This is a genomic window from Marinobacter similis (genome assembly GCF_000830985.1).
In the GTDB taxonomy this organism is placed as follows: domain Bacteria; phylum Pseudomonadota; class Gammaproteobacteria; order Pseudomonadales; family Oleiphilaceae; genus Marinobacter; species Marinobacter similis.
Window position 1 is genome coordinate 2038280 of record NZ_CP007151.1, and the last position, 22842, is coordinate 2061121.

At 57.7% G+C, this 22842-nt stretch carries 21 protein-coding genes and 4 pseudogenes; 18 read left to right on the forward strand and 7 right to left on the reverse strand.

All coding sequences use genetic code 11. The features are described from left to right. The first annotated feature begins 251 nt into the window (after window positions 1–251). Together AU14_RS21260 and AU14_RS09395 are read left to right on the forward strand one after the other, a co-directional pair. Entirely contained in the window at window positions 252–545 is a 294-nt protein-coding gene (locus tag AU14_RS21260) for a hypothetical protein (protein ID WP_236743936.1), read from the forward strand. Further along, window positions 476–1339: a fatty acid desaturase family protein gene (locus AU14_RS09395; protein WP_236743937.1), complete on the forward strand. Its 864-nt coding sequence runs from the start codon at window positions 476–478 to the stop codon at window positions 1337–1339. Before AU14_RS21260 ends, AU14_RS09395 begins: the two co-directional genes overlap by 70 nt. A gap of 17 nt (window positions 1340–1356) precedes the next feature. Here the strand turns inward: AU14_RS09395 and AU14_RS09400 are convergent, their stop codons facing one another. Continuing rightward, entirely contained in the window at window positions 1357–2247 is an 891-nt protein-coding gene (locus AU14_RS09400; protein WP_236743938.1) for a D-2-hydroxyacid dehydrogenase, read from the reverse strand. A gap of 321 nt (window positions 2248–2568) precedes the next feature. Here AU14_RS09400 and AU14_RS09405 point away from each other — a divergent pair. The 3 genes and pseudogenes from AU14_RS09405 to AU14_RS09415 all read left to right on the forward strand — a co-directional run bounded on the left by AU14_RS09405 (window position 2569) and on the right by AU14_RS09415 (window position 4663). Then, a pseudogene (locus AU14_RS09405) lies at window positions 2569–3794 on the forward strand (pyridoxal phosphate-dependent aminotransferase). Window positions 3795–3803: 9 nt separating this feature from the next. Next, a complete protein-coding gene (locus AU14_RS18625; protein WP_052472008.1) occupies window positions 3804–3995 on the forward strand; it encodes a CPXCG motif-containing cysteine-rich protein in 192 nt (63 codons plus the stop codon). 122 nt (window positions 3996–4117) lie between these two features. Beyond that, window positions 4118–4663, forward strand: a complete 546-nt coding sequence (locus AU14_RS09415) for a DUF1439 domain-containing protein (protein WP_041340492.1) — start codon at window positions 4118–4120, stop codon at window positions 4661–4663. 79 nt (window positions 4664–4742) lie between these two features. On the opposite strand, the gene AU14_RS09420 is transcribed toward AU14_RS09415, so the two are convergent. Further along, window positions 4743–5897, reverse strand: coding sequence for an isocitrate/isopropylmalate dehydrogenase family protein (locus AU14_RS09420; protein ID WP_041340493.1), 1155 nt, complete (start codon window positions 5895–5897; stop codon window positions 4743–4745). A 196-nt stretch (window positions 5898–6093) separates the two neighbouring features. Between AU14_RS09420 and AU14_RS09425 the strand changes: the two genes are divergently transcribed. Both AU14_RS09425 and AU14_RS09430 read left to right on the forward strand, forming a co-directional pair. Beyond that, window positions 6094–6858 (forward strand): EAL domain-containing protein, encoded by a 765-nt coding sequence (locus AU14_RS09425; RefSeq protein ID WP_179944705.1) that lies wholly within the window; start codon window positions 6094–6096, stop codon window positions 6856–6858. Window positions 6859–6885: 27 nt separating this feature from the next. Then, window positions 6886–7242: a hypothetical protein gene (locus AU14_RS09430; RefSeq protein WP_041340495.1), complete on the forward strand. Its 357-nt coding sequence runs from the start codon at window positions 6886–6888 to the stop codon at window positions 7240–7242. A gap of 8 nt (window positions 7243–7250) precedes the next feature. On the opposite strand, the gene AU14_RS09435 is transcribed toward AU14_RS09430, so the two are convergent. Continuing rightward, window positions 7251–8144, reverse strand: a complete 894-nt coding sequence (locus AU14_RS09435; protein WP_041340498.1) for a LysR family transcriptional regulator — start codon at window positions 8142–8144, stop codon at window positions 7251–7253. Between the two features lie 145 nt (window positions 8145–8289). On the opposite strand from AU14_RS09435, the gene AU14_RS09440 reads away from it, so the two are divergent. From AU14_RS09440 to AU14_RS09460, 5 genes and pseudogenes are all read left to right on the forward strand, one after another. Continuing rightward, the gene (locus AU14_RS09440; RefSeq protein WP_041340500.1) at window positions 8290–9510 is read left to right on the forward strand and encodes an acyl-CoA dehydrogenase family protein; all 1221 of its coding nucleotides are present in this window, start codon (window positions 8290–8292) and stop codon (window positions 9508–9510) included. Between the two features lie 171 nt (window positions 9511–9681). Then, a pseudogene (locus AU14_RS09445) lies at window positions 9682–10502 on the forward strand (SDR family oxidoreductase). Window positions 10503–10532: 30 nt separating this feature from the next. Next, window positions 10533–11597 carry a phosphotransferase family protein gene (locus AU14_RS09450; RefSeq protein WP_041340502.1) on the forward strand — a complete coding sequence of 355 codons (1065 nt, stop codon included), beginning with the start codon at window positions 10533–10535 and terminating at the stop codon, window positions 11595–11597. Further along, a complete protein-coding gene (locus tag AU14_RS09455; protein ID WP_041340503.1) occupies window positions 11597–12286 on the forward strand; it encodes a histidine phosphatase family protein in 690 nt (229 codons plus the stop codon). The genes AU14_RS09450 and AU14_RS09455 overlap by 1 nt, the downstream gene beginning before the upstream one ends. Before the next feature lie 16 nt (window positions 12287–12302). Beyond that, window positions 12303–13071 (forward strand): annotated as a pseudogene (locus AU14_RS09460) (SDR family oxidoreductase). 4 nt (window positions 13072–13075) lie between these two features. Here the strand turns inward: AU14_RS09460 and AU14_RS09465 are convergent. Beyond that, window positions 13076–13921, reverse strand: a complete 846-nt coding sequence (locus AU14_RS09465; protein WP_236743939.1) for a DUF6279 family lipoprotein — start codon at window positions 13919–13921, stop codon at window positions 13076–13078. Window positions 13922–14129: 208 nt separating this feature from the next. Between AU14_RS09465 and AU14_RS09470 the strand changes: the two genes are divergently transcribed. After that, window positions 14130–14414, forward strand: a complete 285-nt coding sequence (locus AU14_RS09470; protein WP_052472010.1) for a DUF2798 domain-containing protein — start codon at window positions 14130–14132, stop codon at window positions 14412–14414. A 147-nt stretch (window positions 14415–14561) separates the two neighbouring features. Then, on the forward strand, window positions 14562–15929 hold the full coding sequence (locus tag AU14_RS09475) for a DUF4397 domain-containing protein (RefSeq protein WP_041340505.1): 1368 nt from the start codon (window positions 14562–14564) through the stop codon (window positions 15927–15929). A 60-nt stretch (window positions 15930–15989) separates the two neighbouring features. On the opposite strand, the pseudogene dacB reads toward AU14_RS09475, so the two are convergent. After that, window positions 15990–17551 (reverse strand): annotated as a pseudogene (gene dacB / locus AU14_RS09480) (D-alanyl-D-alanine carboxypeptidase/D-alanyl-D-alanine endopeptidase). Between the two features lie 259 nt (window positions 17552–17810). Between dacB and AU14_RS09485 the strand changes: the two are divergent. Genes AU14_RS09485 through AU14_RS09495 form a run of 3 tightly spaced genes read left to right on the forward strand, consistent with a single transcriptional unit; the run spans window position 17811 to window position 20281 of the window. Beyond that, window positions 17811–18581, forward strand: coding sequence for a glutathione S-transferase N-terminal domain-containing protein (locus AU14_RS09485; RefSeq protein ID WP_041340507.1), 771 nt, complete (start codon window positions 17811–17813; stop codon window positions 18579–18581). A 54-nt stretch (window positions 18582–18635) separates the two neighbouring features. Further along, window positions 18636–19571: an aldo/keto reductase gene (locus tag AU14_RS09490; protein ID WP_041340509.1), complete on the forward strand. Its 936-nt coding sequence runs from the start codon at window positions 18636–18638 to the stop codon at window positions 19569–19571. Next, window positions 19568–20281, forward strand: a complete 714-nt coding sequence (locus AU14_RS09495) for a DUF6064 family protein (RefSeq protein WP_041340510.1) — start codon at window positions 19568–19570, stop codon at window positions 20279–20281. Before AU14_RS09490 ends, AU14_RS09495 begins: the two co-directional genes overlap by 4 nt. On the opposite strand, the gene dkgB is transcribed toward AU14_RS09495, so the two are convergent. After that, window positions 20217–21026, reverse strand: coding sequence for a 2,5-didehydrogluconate reductase DkgB (dkgB, locus tag AU14_RS09500; RefSeq protein ID WP_041340512.1), 810 nt, complete (start codon window positions 21024–21026; stop codon window positions 20217–20219). The genes AU14_RS09495 and dkgB overlap by 65 nt on opposite strands. Window positions 21027–21146: 120 nt before the next feature. Here dkgB and AU14_RS09505 point away from each other — a divergent pair, with 120 nt between their 5' ends. Further along, entirely contained in the window at window positions 21147–21560 is a 414-nt protein-coding gene (locus tag AU14_RS09505; RefSeq protein WP_041343825.1) for a GFA family protein, read from the forward strand. Here AU14_RS09505 and AU14_RS09510 read toward each other — a convergent pair. Beyond that, window positions 21554–22675, reverse strand: coding sequence for a PQQ-dependent sugar dehydrogenase (locus AU14_RS09510; protein ID WP_052472011.1), 1122 nt, complete (start codon window positions 22673–22675; stop codon window positions 21554–21556). The two genes, AU14_RS09505 and AU14_RS09510, sit on opposite strands and share 7 nt — an antisense overlap. Window positions 22676–22842 lie beyond the last annotated feature (167 nt).

Below are 22842 nucleotides of genomic sequence, written 5' to 3' on the forward strand. Positions count from 1 at the left end.
TCAGCGTGAATGTGAAACGGGAGCCCTTGGGCTCCCGTTTTTTTATGTTCTGGATTTTTGTCCGGGCGCTATGAACATTCTTCTCTCTGTTTAGTGGTACACGTGTACTCACTTAAAGCCGTTTTATAAGCAAATTTAAAAGATAGGCATTGTCATCGTTATTGTCTTTCGGTAAATTCAGCGCACAAGTGTACTCTCAAAATAAAATTTGAGTGCGCCAGTCTGGATTCTTGAAAGAGTAAAGGTGACGAATGAACGCAGCCGTGAAGCCCGAAGCCCTGGGCCAAGCCGTGTATGGAAAACCTGATGAGCGTGAGCTCAGAGACCGAATGAAGAAGGACCTGCCGGCCGATACCTTCAAGACGCAAACCTGGCGGGTGGTCTGGTTTGTGCCGCTGCAGTTGATGATCTGGGGTGGGATCGCGACGATTCTGCTGGCGGGGTTGCCCTGGTATGCCAACCTGGTGCTGGGCTGGTGGTTGGTCACAGCATCGGGTGCCAGGCCTTGCTGGCCCATGAGGTGTTGCACGGTGCTTTGGGGATGAGCCGGCGCTGGCAGAATTTCTTCGGCTGGCTCGGGTTCGGACCTTTTGTGGTGCCGCCGGAGTTCTGGCGCAAGTGGCATAACGTGATTCATCACGGCAACACCAACGCCGGCGATACCGATCCGGATAGCTTTGGTACATTGCGTCGCTACCGCGCCGACCCCAAGCAAAAGAAATTCGCCAAGCTCGCTCCCGGTTCCGGCACCTGGTACAGCTACCTATTTCTGACCTATTCGTTCACCTTTCATGCCCAGCTGGTGCTGTGGTTCCAGGCCCGAAAGCGTAAGCAGTTCAAGGGCTTTGACCGGACCAGGGCAGTCCGGCAATCGGTTGTTTGCGTGGTGGCCTGGGCAGTGTTGGCCGTGCTTTCGGGTCCGCTGGCGGTGTTCACCGTGCTGATCCCGTTCATGGTGGCGAACGTGCTGGGGCAGGGGTATATCCTGACCAACCACTTCCTGCGGCCTCAGACCGCCACCAATAACCCGTTGGACAACTCCATGAGCCTGCGCAGTCATCCGGTTCTTGATCGGCTGCACTTCCGTTTCAGTCACCATGTGGAGCATCATTTCTTCCCGAAGATGGCCTCCAACAAGGCACCCCGGGTTCGGGCGTGGCTGGAACAACATCACGGTGAACGTTACGTGGCGATGCCCCACAGTACAGCGCTGAAGCTGTTGTACACCACGCCCCGGGTCTACAAATCGTCCACTGAACTGGTTGATCCGAACCGGCCGGAGCGGGTGGTGGATCTGCTGCCATTGCAGCAACAGTACGCCGCCAGCAATCGCGGCTGACGGCATCCGCCGGCAGGTTATTTGCTGCCGGCGTACCCCAGCTCTTTATTGACCAGGTTGAACAGCTCTCCGCTGTCATGCCAGTGGTCGAAGTTCTCCAGGAATTGATCGGTGAGCGCCCGTTTCCAGCCGATAAAGTCACCGGCCATGTGGGCGGTCATGGTGACGTTCTCCATGTCCCACAGAGGGTGGTTTTCCGGCAGGGGCTCTTCTTCAAATACGTCCAGGCCTGCCCCGGCAATTTCGCCATTTCGCAGCGCGGCAATCAGGTCGTCGGTTTTGACGATGGGGCCGCGGCCAATGTTGATCAGCCGGGCCGACGATTTCATGGCCTTGAACGCCTTCTCATCAAACAGGCTTTCGGTCTGCGGCGTTAGCGGTGCAGCAATTACTACGTAGTCGGCGTGCCCCAACTGTTCGAACAGTTCGTCGTTGCCGTGCACGGCAACAAAGTCCGGGTCGTCGTGGCGGGGTGTCCGGGCAATTCCGTGGGCATTCAGTCCGGCTGCCCTGACCAGGCGGCCGATCTGCCGGCCAATGGAGCCGGCGCCTACCACCAGGACCTGCTTGCCTTCGGCGCGCTCGGTATCCCGGTGCTTCCACTGATGTTTCATCTGCAAGCGGATCGAGCCGGGAAAATCCTTGGCGAACATCAGGATGGTGCAAAGCACGTACTCGGCAATGGTGCGGTCGAAAATGCCGCGGGCGTTGGTGACCACCACGTCGCTGTGAATCAGCGCAGGAAACATCAGCGCATCAACCCCAGCGCTGGTGGCGTGAATCCACTGCAGCTTGTCGGCTGACTCCCAGGCCGCTTCCAGGGCCTCGGTGCGGAAGTCGGTGACCATCATGACGTCGGTGCCCGGCAAGGTGTCTCTCAGCGTCTGCTCGTCGCAGGCGAATCGCACTTCCGCACGCGCCTGAGTGCGTCCATGCCCGGTGGCTCCGGCTCGCCGGGTGCAGTGAGAACGGTTATCACGGGTTTGCTTGGCTGTGTCATTGAACCTCCGCCTTATGAGCTGATGGGCGACCTCGAAGCTGGGTCTCACGACAGTCTGGTATCCCGCTGCGGTACGGTCAACTTGTGACGGTGAAAGTTGGCTTCTTGTGAGCGGAAGTAGGCCAATTCCATAGTTGGTATCTTTCTGCTTTTTTGTCTTGTGTGGCCTGTTCTTACTGGCTAACCTGCAGAGGTAAGTTATTTTTGCCCCGCTCGCAGGAGGTGTTTTATGGCAGACTCTGCCAACTACGAGACTGGCCAGTCCAGACCACGTAAAGTGAAGTACCGGAAGAACAAGGCCAGCTGGAACCCTGCCATGCAGGCGATTCCTGTGCCGGGCATTCGTCGCATGGTGAACATGGCGGCCTCGATGAAAGATGTTATTCATCTTTCGATCGGTCAGCCCGACTTGCCGACGCCAAAGCATATTATTGACGCCTACGTTGAGGCGCTGAACGCCGGGCAAACCGGTTACACCATGGATGCCGGGTTGCCGGAGCTCCTGGTCGCGCTCCGTGATTATTATGGCAAGCGCTACAACCGCAAGCTGACCCGCGACAACATCCTGATCACCAGTGGCGCCACCGAGGCCATGTACCTGGCAATCTCGGCAACGTCGGCGCCGGGCCGTCAGTTCATCGTGACGGATCCGTCGTTCCTTCTGTACGCGCCCTGATCCGGATGAACGGTGGCGAGGTCAAGTTCGTGCCTACTCACGCCGAGAATGATCACCAGCTTGATCCGGACGAAGTCATCCGCGCCATGGGTCCGCGTACTTTCGCGCTGATCCTGAACAACCCCAACAACCCGACCGGAGCGGTGTATCCGCGCAGCACGGTGGAGACCATCCTGGAGGAGTGTGCGTACCGGGGAATTCAGGTTTACGCCGATGAAGTCTATGACCACCTGATCTTCGATGATGACGATTTCGCCAGCGTCCTGAACTGCTCCATGGACCTGGACAACATCATGTGCATCAGCAGTTTTTCCAAGACCTACAGCATGGCTGGTTTGCGGGTTGGCTGGGTGATCGCGAGTCAGGCGGCAATCAAATCCCTGCGTCGGTACCACATGTTCACCACCTCCGTGGCCAATACGCCGTCCCAGTTTGCTGGCGTGGCGGCGCTCACCGGTGATCAGCAGTGCGTGCAGGACATGGTTAGTATCTACAAGGAGCGCCGTGACAAGGTGGTGGAGTTGATTGACCAGACCCCTTACATGACCGGCTATAAGCCCGGCGGTGCCTTCTTCGCGTTCCCGGGCCTGCCGCCCCATGTGGATGGCTCTGATCTGGCGCTGCGCATGCTGAAGGAAACCGGCGTTTGTATGGTGCCGGGGGATGCCTTTGGTGAGGCGTCTACCAACGCCGTGCGGATCAGTTTCTCGACGACCTGTGAGAAACTGGAAGAAGCCTTTGATCGCGTCATCCCGTGGATGGCGAAGCAACAGTTCTGAGGAGTTGTGATGTCAGCCCTGGAGTCTGTCCTCATACAATGCCCCTACTGCTGGGAGACGCTGGATGTCAGCGTCGACCCGTCAGTGCAGGAGCAGGAGTATGTGGAAGACTGCCAGGTCTGCTGCCAGCCCATTCTCATACGCGTGTTGTTTGATGATGATCTGACGCCCCATGTTGAAGCCCGCGCCGAGAACGAATAGCGGCGCCCGGCAATTCTGACCGATCCTTAATCTTGCCGTCTTGCCCCCAGTTGGCACCGTGCTCAGGATAGGTGGGTAACTCATGGAGGCGATCGCATGCACACTTTTTCCAAGTCCGGCCTTTGGGCCTGATTCTTCTTACGCTTACCCTGACCAGTGGCTGTGCAAGCCTGTCGCCGTATTCGATATCCGAGGGCGAGCTGGAGCGCCATCTTCAGGACGTGGTGAGCGATTTTGATCGCCAGCAACTCAAAAGCGGGTCGCCGCTCAGCCTGAGTCTGAGTGATGCCGACATTACCCTGGGTCCTGATGGCCGGGACGTAGCGGTGATTGATGTTAAAGGGCAGGTGGCGGTCAATGCCATGCTGGCCCGCCTGCCGGTTGATATCGCGCTCAAAGTGGAAGGTGCACCGGTCTATGACAGCACTGAGAAAGCCATCTTTATCCGGCGGCTGCAGTTGTTGGATAGCAGCATCGATTCCCCGTTTTTCCGGGGCGATCTGAAACCGATAACAGAGCACGTTATGCGGGCGGTGGCACAGATGCTGGAAACCATGCCGGTTTACCGACTGGATGAAACTAACTTTGCCCAGCGTATGTTTGGCGCCATGCCGGTGGATGTGCGGGTGGCTCCGGGGCGTCTGGAATTCGTGATGGCGGATAAGTAGAAGAGAGTTATCGGACAGGCCGAAGCTTTCGAGGAGAGTACAACGGCGGCGCTGTGCAGATGCGCCGCCGTTGGCAGATTCAACCGTTCAGCCGCTGGCAAATAGCAACACCGATCTCATGGGTGCCACGTTTGCTGCCAGCGTTTTCGGCCAGATCAGCAGCCACCGCATCGTAAAGTTCCTTGCCCGCCGCAGCCAGATTCGGGTCTTTCCGGCCCAGCCATTCCAGCATACGCGCTGTGGTAAACAGCATCGCGGTTGGGTCAGCTAGACCCTGGCCGGCAATGTCCGGCGCACTGCCGTGGGTCGGTTCGAACATAGAGGGCATTTCCGGATCGGTCGGATTCAGGTTGCACGACGGCGCCACACCCATGCCACCTGACAAAACCGCAGCCAGGTCTGTCAGAATGTCGCCCTGAAGGTTGCTGGCGACCACCACATCGAAGGCCCAGGGGCTTTGCACGAACTTCATGCAGGCCGCATCCACCAGCTCGTGGTGGACGGCCACATCCGGATATTCCTCGCTGATTGCCTCGAACGCCTCTGTGTACATGTCGCCCCAGTGCCGGAGCGCATTGCGCTTGGTGACCAGGCATACCTGGCTCTCACAAGTTCGGCCATCGAGAGTGCGGAAGCTGCGCGTCCGCCCCTCTTTTACCCGCTCAGCAGCCCGGTTCCGGGCCTGCTCGAAGCCGTAGCGGATAATCCGGTTGGTGGCCTTGCGGGTGAATACCTCCATCTGGGTAGCGACTTCATCCTCGGTACCTTTGCGCAAGCGGCCACCCTGGCTGACGTACTCGCCTTCGGAGTTCTCGCGAATCACCAGCATGTCGATGTCTTTGGCTCGCTCGTCGGCCAGGTACTGCCGGGCGCCTGGTAGAAGCCGGGCAGGGCGTTCACAGACCCATTGGTCAAAGCCCTTGCGCATCTCCAGCAGCGGCGCCAGTGAGACGCTGTCTGAGAGCAGATAGCGCTCGGAATCGTCGATCGGGCCCGGGTCGCCCAGCGCTCCCAGCAGAATCGCGTCGTAAGCCTGGAGTTGCTTGAGGGCATCTTCAGGCATGGATTCGCCGTTTTCCTCATGCCAGGCATGGGAAGGCCAGGGGAATCGGGTCCACTCCACCGCCAGGCCGTGTTTTGCGCGCAGGGTTTCCAGGCAACGGACGGCTTCACCCACCACTTCCGGACCTATGCCATCACCGGGGGTGACTGCGATGCGGGTTGTTTCAGCCATTCAGGCGACTCCTTTTTTAAATCGGCACGTATGTTTACCAGTCTCCCAGTTTAGACGTCCAAGAGCGGGATGCCACCACTCATTCGGGTAATGGCTCCAGGTTAGGTTGCGCCCGCGCTCTGGACCTTATAGTGGGGCATACATACCTTATAGTTGCTGTACCTAAGTGGTGCAGTTCGTTTGTTTAGGAGACCCAGTGAACCAACCCGCAGTCCTATTTGATGAATCCAACTGTGAGCAATGTGCCTGCGGCGAAGGGTTGGATTTCTCCTTTACCTTTGCGTTCCAGCCGATTGTTGACGTCCTAAATCAGTCCGTCTACGCCTACGAAGCCTTGGTTCGTGGTCCGGAAGGCGAGGGGGCCATGAGCGTCCTGTCGAATGTTAACGAGACTAACCGTTATTCTTTTGATCAGGTTTGCCGGGTCAAGGCGGTCAAACTGGCGTCGCGACTGGGCATGAAAACGATGCTCAGCATCAATTTCATGCCGAACGCGGTTTATCAGGCTGAATATTGTATTCGCACTACGCTGGCGGCAGCAAAGACCTACAATTTCGACACCAGCAAGCTGATCTTTGAATTAACTGAAAACGAGCAATTAACGTCTGTTGATCATCTGGTGTCGATCATTGAGGCGTACCAGGAGATGGGCTTCAAAACAGCAATAGACGATTTTGGCGCCGGCTACTCACGCTACAACATCATGATGGCTAGCCCTCCGGACATTCTTAAGCTCGATATGGGATTGGTGCGCAATATTCACAATGAGCCTAACAAGCAGGCTGTGGTGTCCGGTATCATCACCATGATGAAGCAGCTTGGTGGAAGGATTGTGGCCGAAGGGGTGGAGACCGAGGAAGAGTATTTCTGGTTGCGCTCTCAGGGCATCACCCTTTACCAGGGGTTTTTATTCGCCAAGCCGGGATTCGAATGCTTGCCTGAACCGGTCTTTCCGGTCTGAGGCAGCCTCAACTAACAGGGAACTGCTTTGCTCTATCGCATCATGACCGTCATTGGCGGTCTCGTATTTGTTGCTGCACTGTTCGCTCTGCTGTGGTTTTTCTGTAGAAAATTCCTTCAGCACCATGGTGTGACTGACCAGGTATCGGACCGGGCGACGGTACTCGCTACCTGGACCTTCGCAGGCATCAGCGTTGGTTTGGTTTTTGCCGTGGTAGGTGCCTTTGTGCTGGGCCCCTGGGCCTTCTACCGGACTTTGCGCGGCCACGACGTCAACATTTCCGAAGGCGCCGCCATCTGGTGGGGCTTTGGGATTGTGTTGGCATCTATGGCGATCACCGGGTTGGGCTTTTTCGGCTTCTTGATGGCCGTGGGTGCTTACTGAACCTTGTCTCAGGCGATTTCTCGCAGTTGCTCCCGGAACCAGATCAGGGCCGGTTCCTTTTCATAGGCCCGGTGCCAGTACAGGTGCACATCAATAGACGGTAACTCCGCCGGCGGATCCATCAGGGTCAGGCTGGCCCGCTCGGCGATAATCCGGGCGTAGGTTTCGGGCATGGTCAAAAGCAGGTCGGTTTCCTCAACCACCCGGCAGGCCGCAAAATAATGCTGGCAGCGCAATCGGATATCCCGCTGCACCCCCAGGCGTGAAAGCTCGAAATCCTCAATGCCTGGTCCTTCCGTTCTCGACGACACCAGCACGTGCTTCGCCTTCAGATATTCTTCCATCGTCAATTTGCCCTTGATTAAAGGGTGATCGCTACGGGCAATCAGTACCAATCGATCCCGCCGCAACAGCTGGTGCGATGTCTGGTTGCTGACCGGCAAAAGCACATCCACCGCAAAATCCAGCTTCCCGGCTGCGAGCTGGGTTTCCATTTCCCGCCGCGGAATCCGCTGACTGACAATCTCCAGCTCGGGGTAAGGCTCCAGTCGTTTCATCAGCTGCGGCAAAAAGGTGGATTCGAGAATATCCCGCAGCCCCAGCGAGTAGGTTTTGCGCTGGCTGGCGGGATCAAAGGCGTGAAACTGGTTTACCGCCCCCTGTATCTGGTTAAGGCCGGGCCGCATGGACTCCAGGAATCGGCGGGCCAGTGGGGTGGGCACCATCTGGTTTCCCTGCCGGGTGAACAGGGGGTCATCAAAGTGGTCTCGGAGCCGCGAAAGGGAGTGGCTGACCGCCGGCTGGGTCAGGTGCAGGGCCCGGGCTGCGCGGGTGAGGCTGCCTTCGCGATAGATAGTGTCGAAGACGTGCAGCAGGTTCAGGTCGAGGCGATTCAGTGCCATGTCGAGATCCGTGTCTGTGAATAAGTACGGGTAATGATAAAGGATAAGAATAATTCAGTCGCGTAATAGTTTGAGCGGTCCTAGACTGGCTTCATCGTGATCAATTCAATGCACCAGCCGTCAGGATTTCAGCGAGGATAGGGCGATGGATTTCAATATTTCCGAGAGAGGCCAGGATTATCTCAAGCGCGTGAAGGCGTTTATGGCCGACGAGATTTTTCCCATTGAGGCGCAGTACCACAAGGAGCTAGCGTCCCAGGACAACCGCTGGGTGGTTCTCCCGATCATCAAGGAGTTGAAGGAGAAGGCCAAGGCCCAGGGTCTGTGGAACATGTTCTTCCCGGACGAGAAGCATGGCTGTGGTCTGCTCAACTCCGACTACGCCCTGATTGCCGAGGAAACCGGCCGCAGTTTTATTGCTCCGGAGATTTTCAACTGCAACGCGCCGGATACCGGCAACATGGAAGTGTTGATCCATTACGGTTCCGAGGAGCAGAAAGCCGAGTGGCTGCCGCGCTTGATGAGCGGCGAGATCCGGTCAGCGTTCTGCATGACCGAGCCGGGCGTGGCGTCCTCTGATGCCACCAATATGGAAGCTACCGCCGTGGTTGAGGGTGATGAGGTGGTGCTCAACGGCCGTAAATGGTGGAGCACCGGTATCGGTCACCCGGACTGCAAGGTCGCTATCTTTATGGGCATGACCGATCCGGATGCCCAGAAGCACCGTCGCCACTCCATGGTTCTGGTGCCGCTGGACACGCCGGGCGTTCGTATTGAACGTATGCTCCCGGTTTTTGGCGAGTATGATGAACCTTATGGCCATGGTGAGGTGGTGTTCGACAATGTCCGCCTGCCCAAGAGTGCCTTTATTGCCGGGCCGGGCCGTGGTTTTGAGATTGCCCAGGGTCGTTTGGGGCCAGGCCGGGTGCATCACTGCATGCGTGCCATCGGTGCCGCGGAGCGTACGCTGGAGTTGTTGATCAAACGCGCCACCAGCCGTGAAGCGTTTGGCCGGCCGATTGCCAAGCTGGGTGGTAACCCGGACATCATCGCCAATGCCCGTATGTCCATTGAGCAGGCGCGCCTGCTGACTCTGAAATGCGCCTGGGCGCTGGATACCAAGGGTATTGCTGGTGCGCTGCAGGAGGTTTCGATGATCAAGGCGGTGATTCCGGCGATGCTGCAGACCATTGTTGATCAGGCTATTCAGATTCACGGTGGCGCTGGTGTAAGCGATGATGATTTCCCGCTGACTCAGTTGTTTGCTTACGCTCGGGTTCTGCGCTTGGCAGACGGGCCGGATGAGGTGCATCGGGCTATGGTGGCGCGTCTTGAGTTGGCTAAATATAAAAATCGGGGTTCCTGAATCTGGGGCGGGAGCTGGCGGGCGGTATTTCTGAAACCCGCTCAAGCACGTCCATGTGACGCTTGAGCTCCGCCATCCATGGCTCCGCACAGTTTCAGAAATACCCACCCGCCAGCTCCGTCGTTGTTCGGAGTTGGCTTCGGTTTTTTATAACACGTGACGGAAATAATTATGACTCAGAGAATCTTCATTACAGGCGGCGCCAGCGGCCTTGGTCGTGCAATTGCGCTCCGCTATGCCAAAGAGGGTGCCAGGGTTTGTATTGGTGACATCAACCTGAGCAGGGTGCCAGTGTCGAGCAGGAGATCAACAACGCCGGGGGCGAAGGCTACTACTTTGAATGTGATGTTCGGCGCCTGACGGATCTGGAGAAGATCTGTGACGACCTGACTGCCAAGTGGGGCGGTGTCGATGTGGTGGTTAACAACGCCGGAGTGGCTTCCGCCGGGTCGATTGAAGACACCACTATGGCGGACTGGGAATGGATTCTGGATATCAACGTGCTGGGCGTGGTTCGTGGCTGCAAGGCCTTTACGCCGCAGTTCAAGAAGCAGGGTTCAGGTGCGTTTGTGAACATCGCGTCTATGGCTGGTCTGATGCTGGCACCGCTGATGGATAGCTACAATGTCTCCAAGGCGGGTGTTATTGCTCTGTCCGAAACCCTGAGCCACGAGCTGCGGGATGACGGTATCCACGTGAGCTGTGTCTGCCCGGCGTTTTTCCAGACCAATCTGGCCAGCAGCATGCGTTCCGATCTGCCGGGTATTCAGCAGAACGTGAACAAGCTGATGAAGCGCTCCAGCATTACCGCGGAAGATGTCGCTGAAGACATCATGCGGTCGGTGCAAGACAAGAGCTTCTGGGTGCTGCCCCACGCCAAGGAGCGCCGCATGTGGATGGTTAAACGGCATGCGCCTAAGGCGTTTGACTGGTTGATGCACCAGGAAAGCAAGCGCTGGATGAACAAGATGGGCGGTAAGGCCAAAGCCTGAACGATTGGAAAGACGAGAGGAGAGTCCTGAATGACCCAGATTGATCAGGCAAAGGATGTCCGCGAAGGCGAAGAGCTGGATGTGGCCGTTGTTGATCGCTTCATGAAGCAGGCGATTCCCGATCTCAGCGGTGAACCTGAAATCCGGCAGTACCCGGGCGGCGCCTCCAACCTGACCTACCAGGTGGATTATGGTGAGCGCTCGTTCGTGCTACGCCGGCCGCCGTTTGGCAAGATCGCCAAGTCCGCACACGACATGCTGCGCGAAGCCAAGGTAATGCAGGCCTTGAAGCCGGTTTATCCCTACGTGCCCAACATCATTGCGATTTGTGACGACCACGATGTCCTTGGTTGTGATTTCTACGTGATGGAGCGCCTGAAAGGCATCATTCTGCGTCAGGATTTCCCGGACGGTTTCGACCTGAGCGAAGCGGACACCCGCAAGCTGTGCCTGAATGTGATCGACAAGCTGGTGGACCTGCACCGGGTGGATGCTCAGGCAGCTGGCCTGGACAAGCTGGGCAAGGGCGCCGGCTACGTGCAGCGCCAGATTGGCGGCTGGAGTGACCGGTTCCGCAAGGCGCGCACCGAGGATGTCGGCGATTTTGAAGAAGTCATGGCATGGCTCAACGACAAGATGCCGGACGACATTGCCCAGGTGGTGATTCACAACGACTACCGGTTCGACAACGTGGTGCTGAACCCAGACAACCCGTTTGAGGTGGTGGGCGTTCTCGATTGGGAAATGGCGACCATCGGCGATCCGCTCATGGACCTGGGCAACAGCCTGGCGTACTGGATCGAAGCTGACGACGAAGGCCCGTTCCAGATGCTGCGGCGCCAGCCCACCCATCGCCCGGGCATGCTGAGCCGCAAGGAAGTGGTGGAGTACTACATGGAGAAGTCCGGTTTCCGGGTTGATAACTTCGATTTCTATGAGATCTACGGGCTTTTCCGGCTGGCGGTTATCGTCCAGCAGATTTACTACCGCTTCTACCACGGCCAGACCAAGGACAAGCGCTTTGCGGCATTTGGCCACGCGGCCAATTACCTGGAGAAGCGGTGTCAGCGTCTGATTGCAGAGAGTTCCCTGTAATGGCGACGGTCTATCTGGTGCGCCATGGCCAGGCCAGTTTTGGCAAGGCCAACTACGATCAGCTCTCGCCGACGGGCTGGGAGCAGGGCCGGGTGCTGGGGCGTTGGCTGGCGAATCGGTTAACCCCGGGTGCGGTTTTCGGCGGTAACCTGGAGCGTCACCGGGAAACGGTTGAGGCCATTACCACCGGCTTTGGCAGTCAGCTACCCGATATGCAGGTAACCACGGGCTTTAACGAGTTTGACCATAACGAGGTGGTCACCCGTTTTCGGCCCGAGTGGGAAGATCGAGAGATCATGACCCGTGACCTCAGGGCGTTTCCGAAACCTGCCAAGGCCTTCCAGGAAGCCTTTGTTCAGGCGGTTCGGCGCTGGGCCTCGGGGCAGCACGACGGTGATTATTCGGAAACCTGGCCCGGGTTCAAGGCCAGGGTGCTGCAGGCGTTCGAGGAGATGGTCGAGTATGCCGATGGCAGTGACGTTCTGGTGGCTACCTCCGGTGGCCCGATCTCGGTGATCTGTCAGGAGCTCCTGGGGCTGGATGATGCCCGGGCACTGGGGCTGAACGAGGTGATAGCCAACACAAGCGTTACCCGTGTGCTTTATTCCGGCCCCCGTCGCAGCCTGTCCGTTTTTAACAACTACAGTCACCTGGAAGCGGAAGACCCCGCCCTGGTGACCTACCGATAACGATTGAGGTAAACGAATGAGCAGCAAAGACCTGTTTGATCTGACCGGCAAGGTGGCGCTGATTACCGGTGCCAGCCGGGGTATTGGTGAAAGCATTGCGCGCACCCTGGCCAACTATGGCGCCCACGTGATTGTTAGCAGCCGCAAGATTGATGGCTGTGAGGCCGTAGCGGGCAGCATCCGCGAAGCCGGTGGCAGCGCCGAAGCCTATGCCTGCCACATTGGTGAGATGGATCAGATCGAGGGTATCTGGGCGCATATTGAGAAAACCCACGGCAAGCTGGATATTCTGGTCAACAACGCGGCCGCCAACCCTTACTTCGGGCCGATTGAAGATACGGATCTGGGTGCATTCAATAAGACCGTGGATGTGAACATCCGGGGCTATTTCTTCATGTGTGCCCGTGGCGCGCAGATGATGAAGAAAGCCGGCGGCGGAGCATCGTAAACGTGGCGTCGGTGAATGGGGTGAATCCCGGTCATTACCAGGCATTTACTCGGTCACCAAGGCGGCGGTTATCTCCATGACCAAGTCGTTCGCCATGGAGCTGGGCCAGCAAAACATTCGGGTGAACGCATTGCTGCCGGGTCTGACCGACACCAAGTTTGCCAGTGCCCTGACCACCAACGAAGCCATCAAGAAGCAGGCTATGGCCCACATCCCCATGAAGCGGGTGGCCGATCCTGACGAGATGGCTGGCACGGTGCTGTATCTGGTGTCTGGCGCTTCAAGCTACACCACGGGTGCCTGCATCAACGCCGACGGTGGTTACCTGACCATCTAAACGGTTAGCTCTCAGCGATTTCGGACCCGGGCGAGCAGGTCAGGGCCTCGAAATCGCGGTTGAGTTCAACGGTCCGGTTTTCCAGATGGGCCAGCTGAGTCGTGTTGCCTGCTGCCACCACGTCGTGGATCAGGGTGTTCAGGGCGACTCTGCTGCGCTCCATCATCGCCTCGTATTCCTCTCCCCGTATCGATGTTGACTCGTTCAGCAGTCGCGCAACCTCCTGTTCAAATCCCGGTTCCTGGCGCCTTTCCAGCGCATCAATGAAGGCTAGCTGCCAGTTGCGACGGCCCTGCAGCCAGATTTCGGTCTGGCGATCGCGTTGCTCCGACCAGCGGGTAACGATAGCTTGCTGGTTGTCGTTCAAATCGCCCAGCCAGCGTTCCAGTCTCTCCGAGGTGCGCTCAGCTCGGGCTGCCGCGGTAGTTTCGGGATCCTCTCCCAAATACTCTTGCTCCAGTTCGCGCTGGCGTTCTGCCATATTCTCAGTTAGCTCGCGCACCTGCGCATCATCCAAGCTGGCAAGCAGCCTGCTCGCGATCGGGGTGGCCCGGGAGAGTAATGGCGGGAAGAAGCCGAGGAGCTCATCCTGATGTTCGGAGAGAACCTCCGGTGTGATGTTTTGCTGGCGGACATCGGTTTCCAGTGTGTTCAGCCACACCTGATATTTGGGCAGTTCCGTGGCGCAGTGCCAACCCCGGAGGTCGTCCAGGTCGTCGTACAATTGTGTTTTCTGAACATCAGTCAGGGTGACGTAATCCTCGACCCACCAGACAACGCCCCAGTCCGCATAGCGGTAGGCCATGCGCGTTGAGCTACAGCCGGACAAAACGAACAGTGCGATAAGCACCAATGTGCTCCAAACAAGGGTTTTCGTTGGTGCAGCGTATTGCCTGTTCATAATTCACCCTGTGGCCGGAGGAGCGGGTTACTTGAAACGAGTGCTCGCAAAAAGCACGCAGGCTTATTAGCATGCGCTCTTCCTATCCTGTCAGTGTACGGTATTTAGTTTAATTCGGATGCGGCTCCAAACCAGGTTGGGGCTAACGGGAGATGATATGAGCAAGCTCAAGCCTGCGCGGGTCCGACAGCTGATTTTCGGTATCTATATGTCCGGCATCATGTCGTTTCTGATGTCCGGTGTTATCACCTGGCTCAACACCGGTATTGATTCCGGGTATCCCGCTCGCTGGACTGCGGCCTGGCTGGTCGCCTGGGCGGTGGCGTTCCCCCTGGTCACTTTCATTGCGCCGCTGGCGGCGAAATTAACCGAGTTCACCCTCCGGCGCTTTGAGCCTGAGGCTCCACCAATGCCTATCTGTTCAATTGTCAAAAACTGTTAAACCGTTTCGTTTGGGTGCCCGTAAATTGCTGTGATGCATAGTTCAGGTTTTTAACTACTGCAGATGCGAACCACCTTTTCTGGTAACTACCTCAGCAATCGAGGCACAGTGACAATGAACACCAAATTCACCTTACTCCTAGTAGCGATGGCCGGATCAGTGCTGTTATCCGGCTGTTTTGACGGCGATAGTTCTAAGGACACCAGCGTTCGGATAGTTCACGCCTCATCAGACGCACCTGCAGTGAATGTGCGCGTCAACAACAACACGGTTCTGTCCGGCGCTGACTACAAACAGGCCGCCGAACTGTCTCCAAAGGCCGGGTCTTCCACCATTGCTATCGACGGCATATTGCCTGGCGGAACAACCACCACCGTAATAGAGACCGATGCCTCCCTCCGTTTTGATACCCACTACGATGTGATTGCCGTTGGCAAAGTCGGCGATAGCAGCATCGCGCCTCTGGTGCTCGCCGATGATGGCAGTCGTAGTTCTTCGACCTCCGTTAGGCTCCGCGTTGCCCATCTGTCGCCTGATGCCGAGGCTGCTGCGGCCGGCCCCGTGGATGTGTTTGTGACAGCGGCGGGTGATCCACTGCCGGCTGATGCCACCTTCACCTTCTCCTTCAAGGAGAGCGTTGGCCCGCTGGAAGTCCCGGCCGGGGATTATCAAATCCGGGTAACGCCAACCGGCACGGACACCGTGGTTTACGACAGTGGCACCGTGCCTCTGCCCGCTGGTGCCGATCTGCTGATTGGCGCGGTGGATAACACCGTGTTTGGAGACTCACCGGTCAGCCTGCTGGTAGTGAACGGTGCGGATACGTCTGAGATTGTGGATGTCGGCACTGGCGTGGGTATTCGCGCGGCGCACAATTCCGCAACGCCGACGCCGGACGTGGATATTTATGTGAATGAGGATCCGGACGGATCGCCGGCTGCTGGCCCGGTGGCTTATGGAGAAACAGTGCCGGCAAGTCCTGAAACCGGTAGTTACGTGGAGCTGGCGGCCGGCTCCAACCGGGTAGCGATAACCGCAACCGGCGACACCAGTAACGCTGTTATTGACGAGACGTTGGATCTGGCTAACGGCGATCTGCGGACGCTCGTTGCCGCTGGAATACTCGCAGACGGTCTCGATCTGTTTGCGTTCACTGACGACAATCGCCGCATTGCGACAGAGGCTCGCCTGCGAGTGTTGCACGGAGCAGTGGAAGCCCAGAGCGTGGATGTGTTCCTCATACCCACCGCAGCTGGTGGTGCGGGCGCAACCTTGATCGGGAATGCGTCACCTGCGCTGGATGATTTCCAGTATGGAACCTCTTCGGGGTATGTGAGCGTTGCAGCCGATGAGTATGTGATCTTCATTACCTCTGACGATGGCTCAACAGAGCTGTATAAATCTCCGAGCTTGTCGTTGTCAGCCGGTGGCGTCTACACGGCGCTGGCGCGGTTGGAAGAGAGCATGGCGAGTGTTGCCACAGTTACGCTCCTGGACGATTTTGTCATACCCTAGGACTGATAAGCGGGACGACCCCGCCATAAACGAAAAGCCCCGGTCTGACCGGGGCTTTTTTTATTGAATCGAGGTTTCCGGCTTTTTGCTGCCGGACTCGGCCCGCGAGAATGCAGTGCCTGTCGGTGGCCGGTAGTGCAGCGAGTACAGAACCCGGTCCAGGACTGCCTGGCCATTCCAGGCCGGATCATTGTTAACCATGCCAACCACGGCCCAGGTTGTGTTGTGTTCATCCCGGGTGAAACCGGCGATGGAACGAACATCTTCCAGGTAACCGGTTTTGATCCGGCCACTGCCGTCCATGCCAGTGTTGCGCAACCGGCGGGCCATGGTGCCATCCATCGCGATGATGGGCATGGAAGCCATCAGGTCGGCGGAAAACGGGCTGTTCCAGGCGTGTTGCAGCAGTTGAGCACCCTGGCGCGCGGTGATGCGGCCATGGCGAGTGAGGCCAGCGCCGTTGTCAATCACCATGCCAGCGGTGTTGATGCCTTTTTTCTCGAGCCAGTCGTAAATCACCCGAATGCCGGCAACCCGATCATCATCCTCGTCGTCCAACCGGTTTTCGGCCCCGATATTCAGCAACATCTGGCGCGCCATCACGTTGCTGCTCCACTTGTTGATGTCGCGCACCATGGCGACCAGGTCAGGAGAGGTGGTCTTCATGACCAGGCGAGCGTCTTCAGGAGTTTCGCCGGTGCCGTTAGCGCCCATGACTGCGACGCCGGTTTCCGCAAGCATCGACCGGATCAGGGCGGCGCTGTATTGGTCATGGGGCATCAACGACAGGTAACGGGTGGTTCGACAGCCTGGGGCAGGGAGCCGGTCACCCGAACGGTCACCTTGTTGTCATCGTGGAAGATAGGTTCCCACTCAAAGCTTCGGCGGCTGGGGCAGGCACCTTCTGCGGTTGCAGTGACGCGGTTATCGATAACTACATCAGTCAGATTCGGCACACTCCAGGCCTGGGTTCCGCGTTCGTCGGCACGCACCTGGAAATGCAGCAAATTCAGGTTGGTCAGGTAGGGTGACGGTTCCACCAGAAATGGCGCGTGAGGGTTGTCGCCATTGTCTTCGAATTGAGGGAAGCCGCTGTCAATTCTGAAATAGCTGCCATCCAGAATCAGGTCGCCTTTAACGGTGGTAATCCCCATGCTGTGCAGTTCCCGCAGGGTACTCCACAGGCGTTCGATGGTGAGTTTGGGGTCACCACCAAAGCGCACGTACAGGTTGCCGGTCAGGGTATCGCCGACCATGTCGCCGTCAGTCAGAAAATCGGTATCCCAGTGGTGGCTGGGGCCGAGGATTTCCAGGGCGGCGTAGGTGGTGACCAGCTTCATGATGGAGCCGGGGCTCATCAGCTCGTCGGCATTGATGTACTGCTCGATGCCCGGTCCATTCAGGGGAATAGCGGCAACACTCAGGGCGTTCTCGGCGTCCAGGGACTTGGCAGCGTAGTCACGAACCTGGTTGCTCCAGACCTGGGCCGACGAAAAACCGCCGTCGTCCTTGTCGAGGGCCAACAGGGCAGGGCTGACGGCCAATGCAAGCGCAGAACCTGCGGCGATGACCGAACGTTTGAAAAACGAGCTCTTGTCTATTGCCTTCTGAGCGCGCTGCATACCCGGGTTACCCTGATGAAGATGGTTGGATTCTTATTTCTCAACAATAGCCCATCTTTGCTGCGTGTACTATGCAGAAAACCTATACATGACGTTAAAAAATGGCAGTAGAGTCATTGTTTGTATTGATTTTTTGTGACTTCCTGTAAGTGGCCTTTTGAATCATGAACTTGCTGACGGCGATAAGCGCCTGCGGGCCAATGGAAAACCGGCCGATGGCATGATATTTAAGAGAAACACCAACTGAAGGTTTTTAGCTATGCCCAACATACTCGCTCATAACGTCAACGTGCTTGGATCCGTGACAACCTCGTCTCTGTCGGCCTGGCGGGGCTGCATGGTTGTCGAGAAGTGCGTACAGCCCGAGCTGCCTATCATTCTTTACGACATGGAGGCCTGCCCGTTTTGTCGACGTGTTCGCGAGGCTCTTACGGCGCTGCACCTGGACGTGGAAATCCGTCCGTGCCCGAGGGGTGGCCAGCGTTTCCGGACTGAGGCCGCCGAAATCGGAGGCAAGCAGCAATTCCCACTGTTGGTCGACAAAAATACCGACACCGTGATGTATGAATCCAGCGACATCGTGGCGTATCTGTTCCGGGAATATGCCGGGCGTTCAGTCCCGAAGTTCTACCGGGGCAAGCCCTGGCAGCCAGCGGTGGGTTCAGTCGCATCGGCTGTCAGTGCCTTGCGGGGTTTGAGAGCCAGGGCCAGTAGCCAGCCAGTGCAACCGTTGCACCTGTGGAGTTTTGAGGGCAGCCCTTTTTCACGCCTGGTTCGGGAACGGCTGTGCGAGCTCGAGATCCCTTACACGCTGCATAATCTGGGCAAGGAACACTGGACCGAAGTCGGACCAGCAACGCAGCGGCTGAAGCCGGGGCCCTACACACCGATTCCAGGCGGCAAACGGGATGTCTTCTTCCAGCAACACAGGCGGGTACAGGTGCCCTACCTGGAAGATCCGAATACGGATGAAGGACTGTTCGAATCAGCACGGATTCTGAAATATCTGGAGACCCACTACGGGGCCTGATGCCCCTCCAAGAGGGTCGGCACTGTGCGCAAGGGCACGGAAGGAGGGCCAGACATGGTGGTGCGTCTAACACGAAGACAGCTCCTGATTGGCGCCGGTATCACCGGGCTTGCGCTGAAATCCCCGAGTTTGTTTGCGGATCTGGCGGACGGCTCTGCGGCTTCTCCAATCTTGCGCACCATTCCCTCAACCGGCAAATCTGTGCCTGCCATAGGCATGGGCACCTGGATTACCTTCAACGTTGGCAACGATCCCTATCTTATTGAGAACCGAACAGAGGTACTCAAAACATTCTTGGATCGCGGTGGCAGCGTGGTCGACTGTTCGCCCATGTACGGCACTTCAGCCGATGTTCTGGGTAAAGCGTTGAACTCGCTACAGGCGCATGAACAGGTTTTTGCCGCAACGAAGATCTGGACGGCTGATGAATCGGCGACCCGCGCGCAGGCTGAATCGTCCCGAAAGAGATGGGGGGTAGCCCGTTTTGACCTGCTACAGGTACACAACCTGTTGGGATGGCGGGGACACCTTGAGACCCTCAAGGAGATGAAGGCCCGTGGCGAGATCCGTTACCTTGGAATCACTACCTCCCATGGCCGGCGTCACGATGAACTTGCTCGGATCATGGAAGCTGAACCACTGGATTTTGTGCAGCTAACCTACAACGTTCTGGATCGCGAGGCGGAATCGAAGCTACTGGGCCTGGCCCGTGAGCGGGGGATTGCGGTGATGGTGAACCGACCGTTCCAGGGAGGCGCGTTGTTTCGGCGGGTGCAGTCTGAATCTTTGCCGCCCTGGTCAGCGGAGGCTGGGGTCAGCAGCTGGGCGGAGTTTTTCCTGAAGTTCGTGATCTCCCATCCGGCGGTCACTTGCGCCATTCCAGCAACCTCGCAGGTGGCCCACATGCAGCAGAATATGGCGGCAATGTACGGCCAACTGCCCAGCGAATCGCAACGGCAGCGGATGGCGGCATTTGTGAGGTCGCTGTGACGGAGGTCGACTGGCTGAGCTATTCCTTGCAGGATTTTCTGATGTTCGGGCCGCAGGTATTTCTTCGCCTGTTCATCCGGCTCAATCAGGATGTCTGGCCCTGGCAACTGCTAATCGTGCCGCTGGCGTTGGTAGTACCCTGGTTGATGTGCCGGCCAGCGCCCGCATCGCGTCGCTTGGCAGTGTGGCTGGTTGCCGCCGCCTGGATTGCCAGTGGAGCGGTCTTTCTGGTCCGCTATTTTGGCGAAATAAACTGGCCGGCGGTCTGGTTTGGCTGGGCTTTCGTGGCTCAAGGATTATTAATGGCAGCTGTGGCTACCTTCTGTCACTTGAAGGCGATTCCGAAGGGCCGAACCGGGGTGTTTACAGGGCTTTGGCTGACCGGCGTTGGGGTGCTGCCCTGGGTGACGGTGCTGCAGTCCGGAGAGCTGAGGGCCCTGGCGGTGTTTGGGTTAACGCCAGACGTCACCCTTGCCGCCAGTTCGCTGGTATTGGCGATGATGCCCAGGGTGTTGCTCTGGTCGTTGCTGCCAATCCCCTTGCTCTGGGTGCTGTTCAGCGCGGCCACCTATTGGGCATTGCAGATGGTTTGGCTCCTGCTGCTACCGGCGGCCACGCTCATTTTTTTCGCCCTGAGCTGCTGCCTCAGTCCCAGTTCGGCGCAAAGCCGGGATCCGCAATCCGTTCACCGCGATCCAGTTCGTCGATAGCGCGAATCTCTTCCTCGCTCAGCGTGATGTTCAACGCATCGAGGTTGGCTTTCTGGTGCGCGGGACGGGTGGATGACGGAATCGGCACTATGCCTCTGGACGCAACCCATGCGATGGCAATCTGAGCCGGTGTTGCGTTGTGTGCCTCGCCTATGTGCTGGAGTGTTTCATCCTCCATTACCTTACCAACGGCCAGCGGCATGTAACCGGTCACGGTAATGCCGAGTTTCTGGGCGTGTTCCACCACCTTGCGGTTGGCGAGGAACGGGTGCACCTCCACTTGGTTGGTGAGCAGGGCGCCTTCGCCCAGAATCTCAACAGCTTCATCCATTTGGGCGCAAGTGAAGTTTGAGACGCCAATGTGCGTGGTCAGGCCTTCTCGCTGAGCGTCCCGCAGGGCGTTGAGATACTCCGCCATGGGAACTTCGGCGTCTGGAGACGGCCAGTGGATCAGCGTCAGATCGACGTGATCGGTTTTCAGTCGGGCCAGGCTGTCGTGCAGGCTGTTGATTAGGTCGCTGGCGCGAAGCTGGTCATGCCAGATTTTGGTGGTCAGGAAGATCTCACGACGGGGAATGCCACTGGAGGTGATGCCATCGCCAACTTCCGCCTCGTTCTCGTACATCTGGGCGGTATCGATATGTCGATAACCCAGAGACAGGGCACTTTTGACGGCATCCCGCGCATCATTGCCTTTCAGCCGGAAAGTTCCCATGCCGATGTTCGGAAGTGTGCTGAATGACATACGTTCCTCCTGTTCGTTCTGTGTGATCTTTAGATGGTGCCGGCGCGCTGGTTCTTCAAGTGGCTGCCCGGTATCATCAGCGCTGATTTGATTCGACCCGCTGAACCGAGAGAGATTCCCATGTTTACCGGCCAATGCCTGTGCGGCGACATTACCTTTGAATACGACGGCCCGCTCGGACCGATTTCTTTGTGTCACTGCAAGCAGTGTCGACGGGCCCACGGCAGCGCTTTTTCGGCGAGTTCACCGGTCCGGAAGGTCCACTTTCAGTACCTGACCGGTGAGGAGCGGGTCACCGAATTCGAATCCCGCCCCGGCAAATACCGGGCGTTCTGCAATCGCTGTGGCAGTCACCTGTACAGCCGCCTGGATGCTATTCCGGGTATCCTGCGCCTGCGGATTGGTGTCATCAATGAACCACTGGAAAAAGGCCCGTCCCGGCACATTTACGTCGGTTCCAAGTCAGACTGGTTCGACATCACTGACGATTTGCCTCAGTTTGAGAAAACAGAGCGCACCAACGATCCTCACTGAGCGGGAACGAGCCGGTAAACCTTGCCGTCCGGCGCATCGGTGAGTAGCCAAAGTGCGCCTTCCGGCCCCATCCGAACATCCCGGATGCGCGCTCCCAGGTCTGTCAGCAAATCCTCTTCTTCAACTACTTCGCCCTCTTTTATTCTCAACCGCACCAGTTTCCGCATCTTCAGTGCGCCAACAAACAAGTCGCCGCGCCACTCCGGAATCTGCGATCCGGTGTAGAACGCCATACCTGACGGCGCAATGGATGGGTCCCAGTAGTGCAGGGGCTGGGCCATGCCCTCCTTTTCCGTATCCATAGTGATCGGTAGTCCGGAATAGTCGATGCCGTAGGTGATCTCTGGCCAGCCATAGTTTGTGCTGGCACTGAGAATGTTGATCTCGTCGCCACCCCGTGGGCCATGCTCATGAGTCCAGATGGCTCCTGTTTCCGGGTGTACCGTCATGCCCTGAATGTTGCGGTTGCCCCAGGTGAAAAATGTGTCGTTGATGCGCGGGTTGTCGAGCTCGGGGTTGTCCGGTGCAGGTTTGCCATCAATGGTAATCCGGTGCACGCCGCCGGCGTCGTCCGCCGTATCCTGGGCACGATCCATTTCGCCCCGATCCCCGACCGCAATGTAGAGATTTCCGGTTTCATCGAACGCCATGCGCCCTGCGAAGTGGCGGCTATTCCCAGACCGGGGCATGGCCTCGAAGATCACCTGAACGTTGTTCAAACGCCTTTCTTCCAGCGTTGCCCGGGCTACCCGGGTAGTCATGCCGTCACGACCTCGGTGCGAGTAACTCAGGAACAGCGTTTGGTTACTGGCAAACTCGGGATGAAGCAATACGTCCAGAAGGCCGCCCTGGCCAGACACCACCAGGTCAGGCACGCCGGCAACTGGCTCCGGAACCAGTTTGCCGTTGCGGATCACCCGAAGCCTGCCTGCACGCTCGGTTACCAGCAGTGAGCCGTCTGGGAGGAACGCCAGGCTCCAGGGGTGTTCCAGCTCGGAGGCAATGGTGTCCAGTCGGAAGGTTACGTCATCCGATGAAAAGGTCTGGCTAAACGCACAGGGCAGGGCCGCTAGGTAAACACAGCAGGCTGTTGCCAGAGATTTTATTGAGGGCATCGGGACCTCCCTTGGACGTTGAGGTTGGGGCATCAAAATGCGGTACGACGGAGCTCTCAGGATAGCACCTGTCCCACTCTACTGCCGTTACGGCATCCGTTTTCAAGGGCATAAATCCCCGGCAATTCAAAATAATTATTTTAAATCATAATGATTCGCATTAAGAT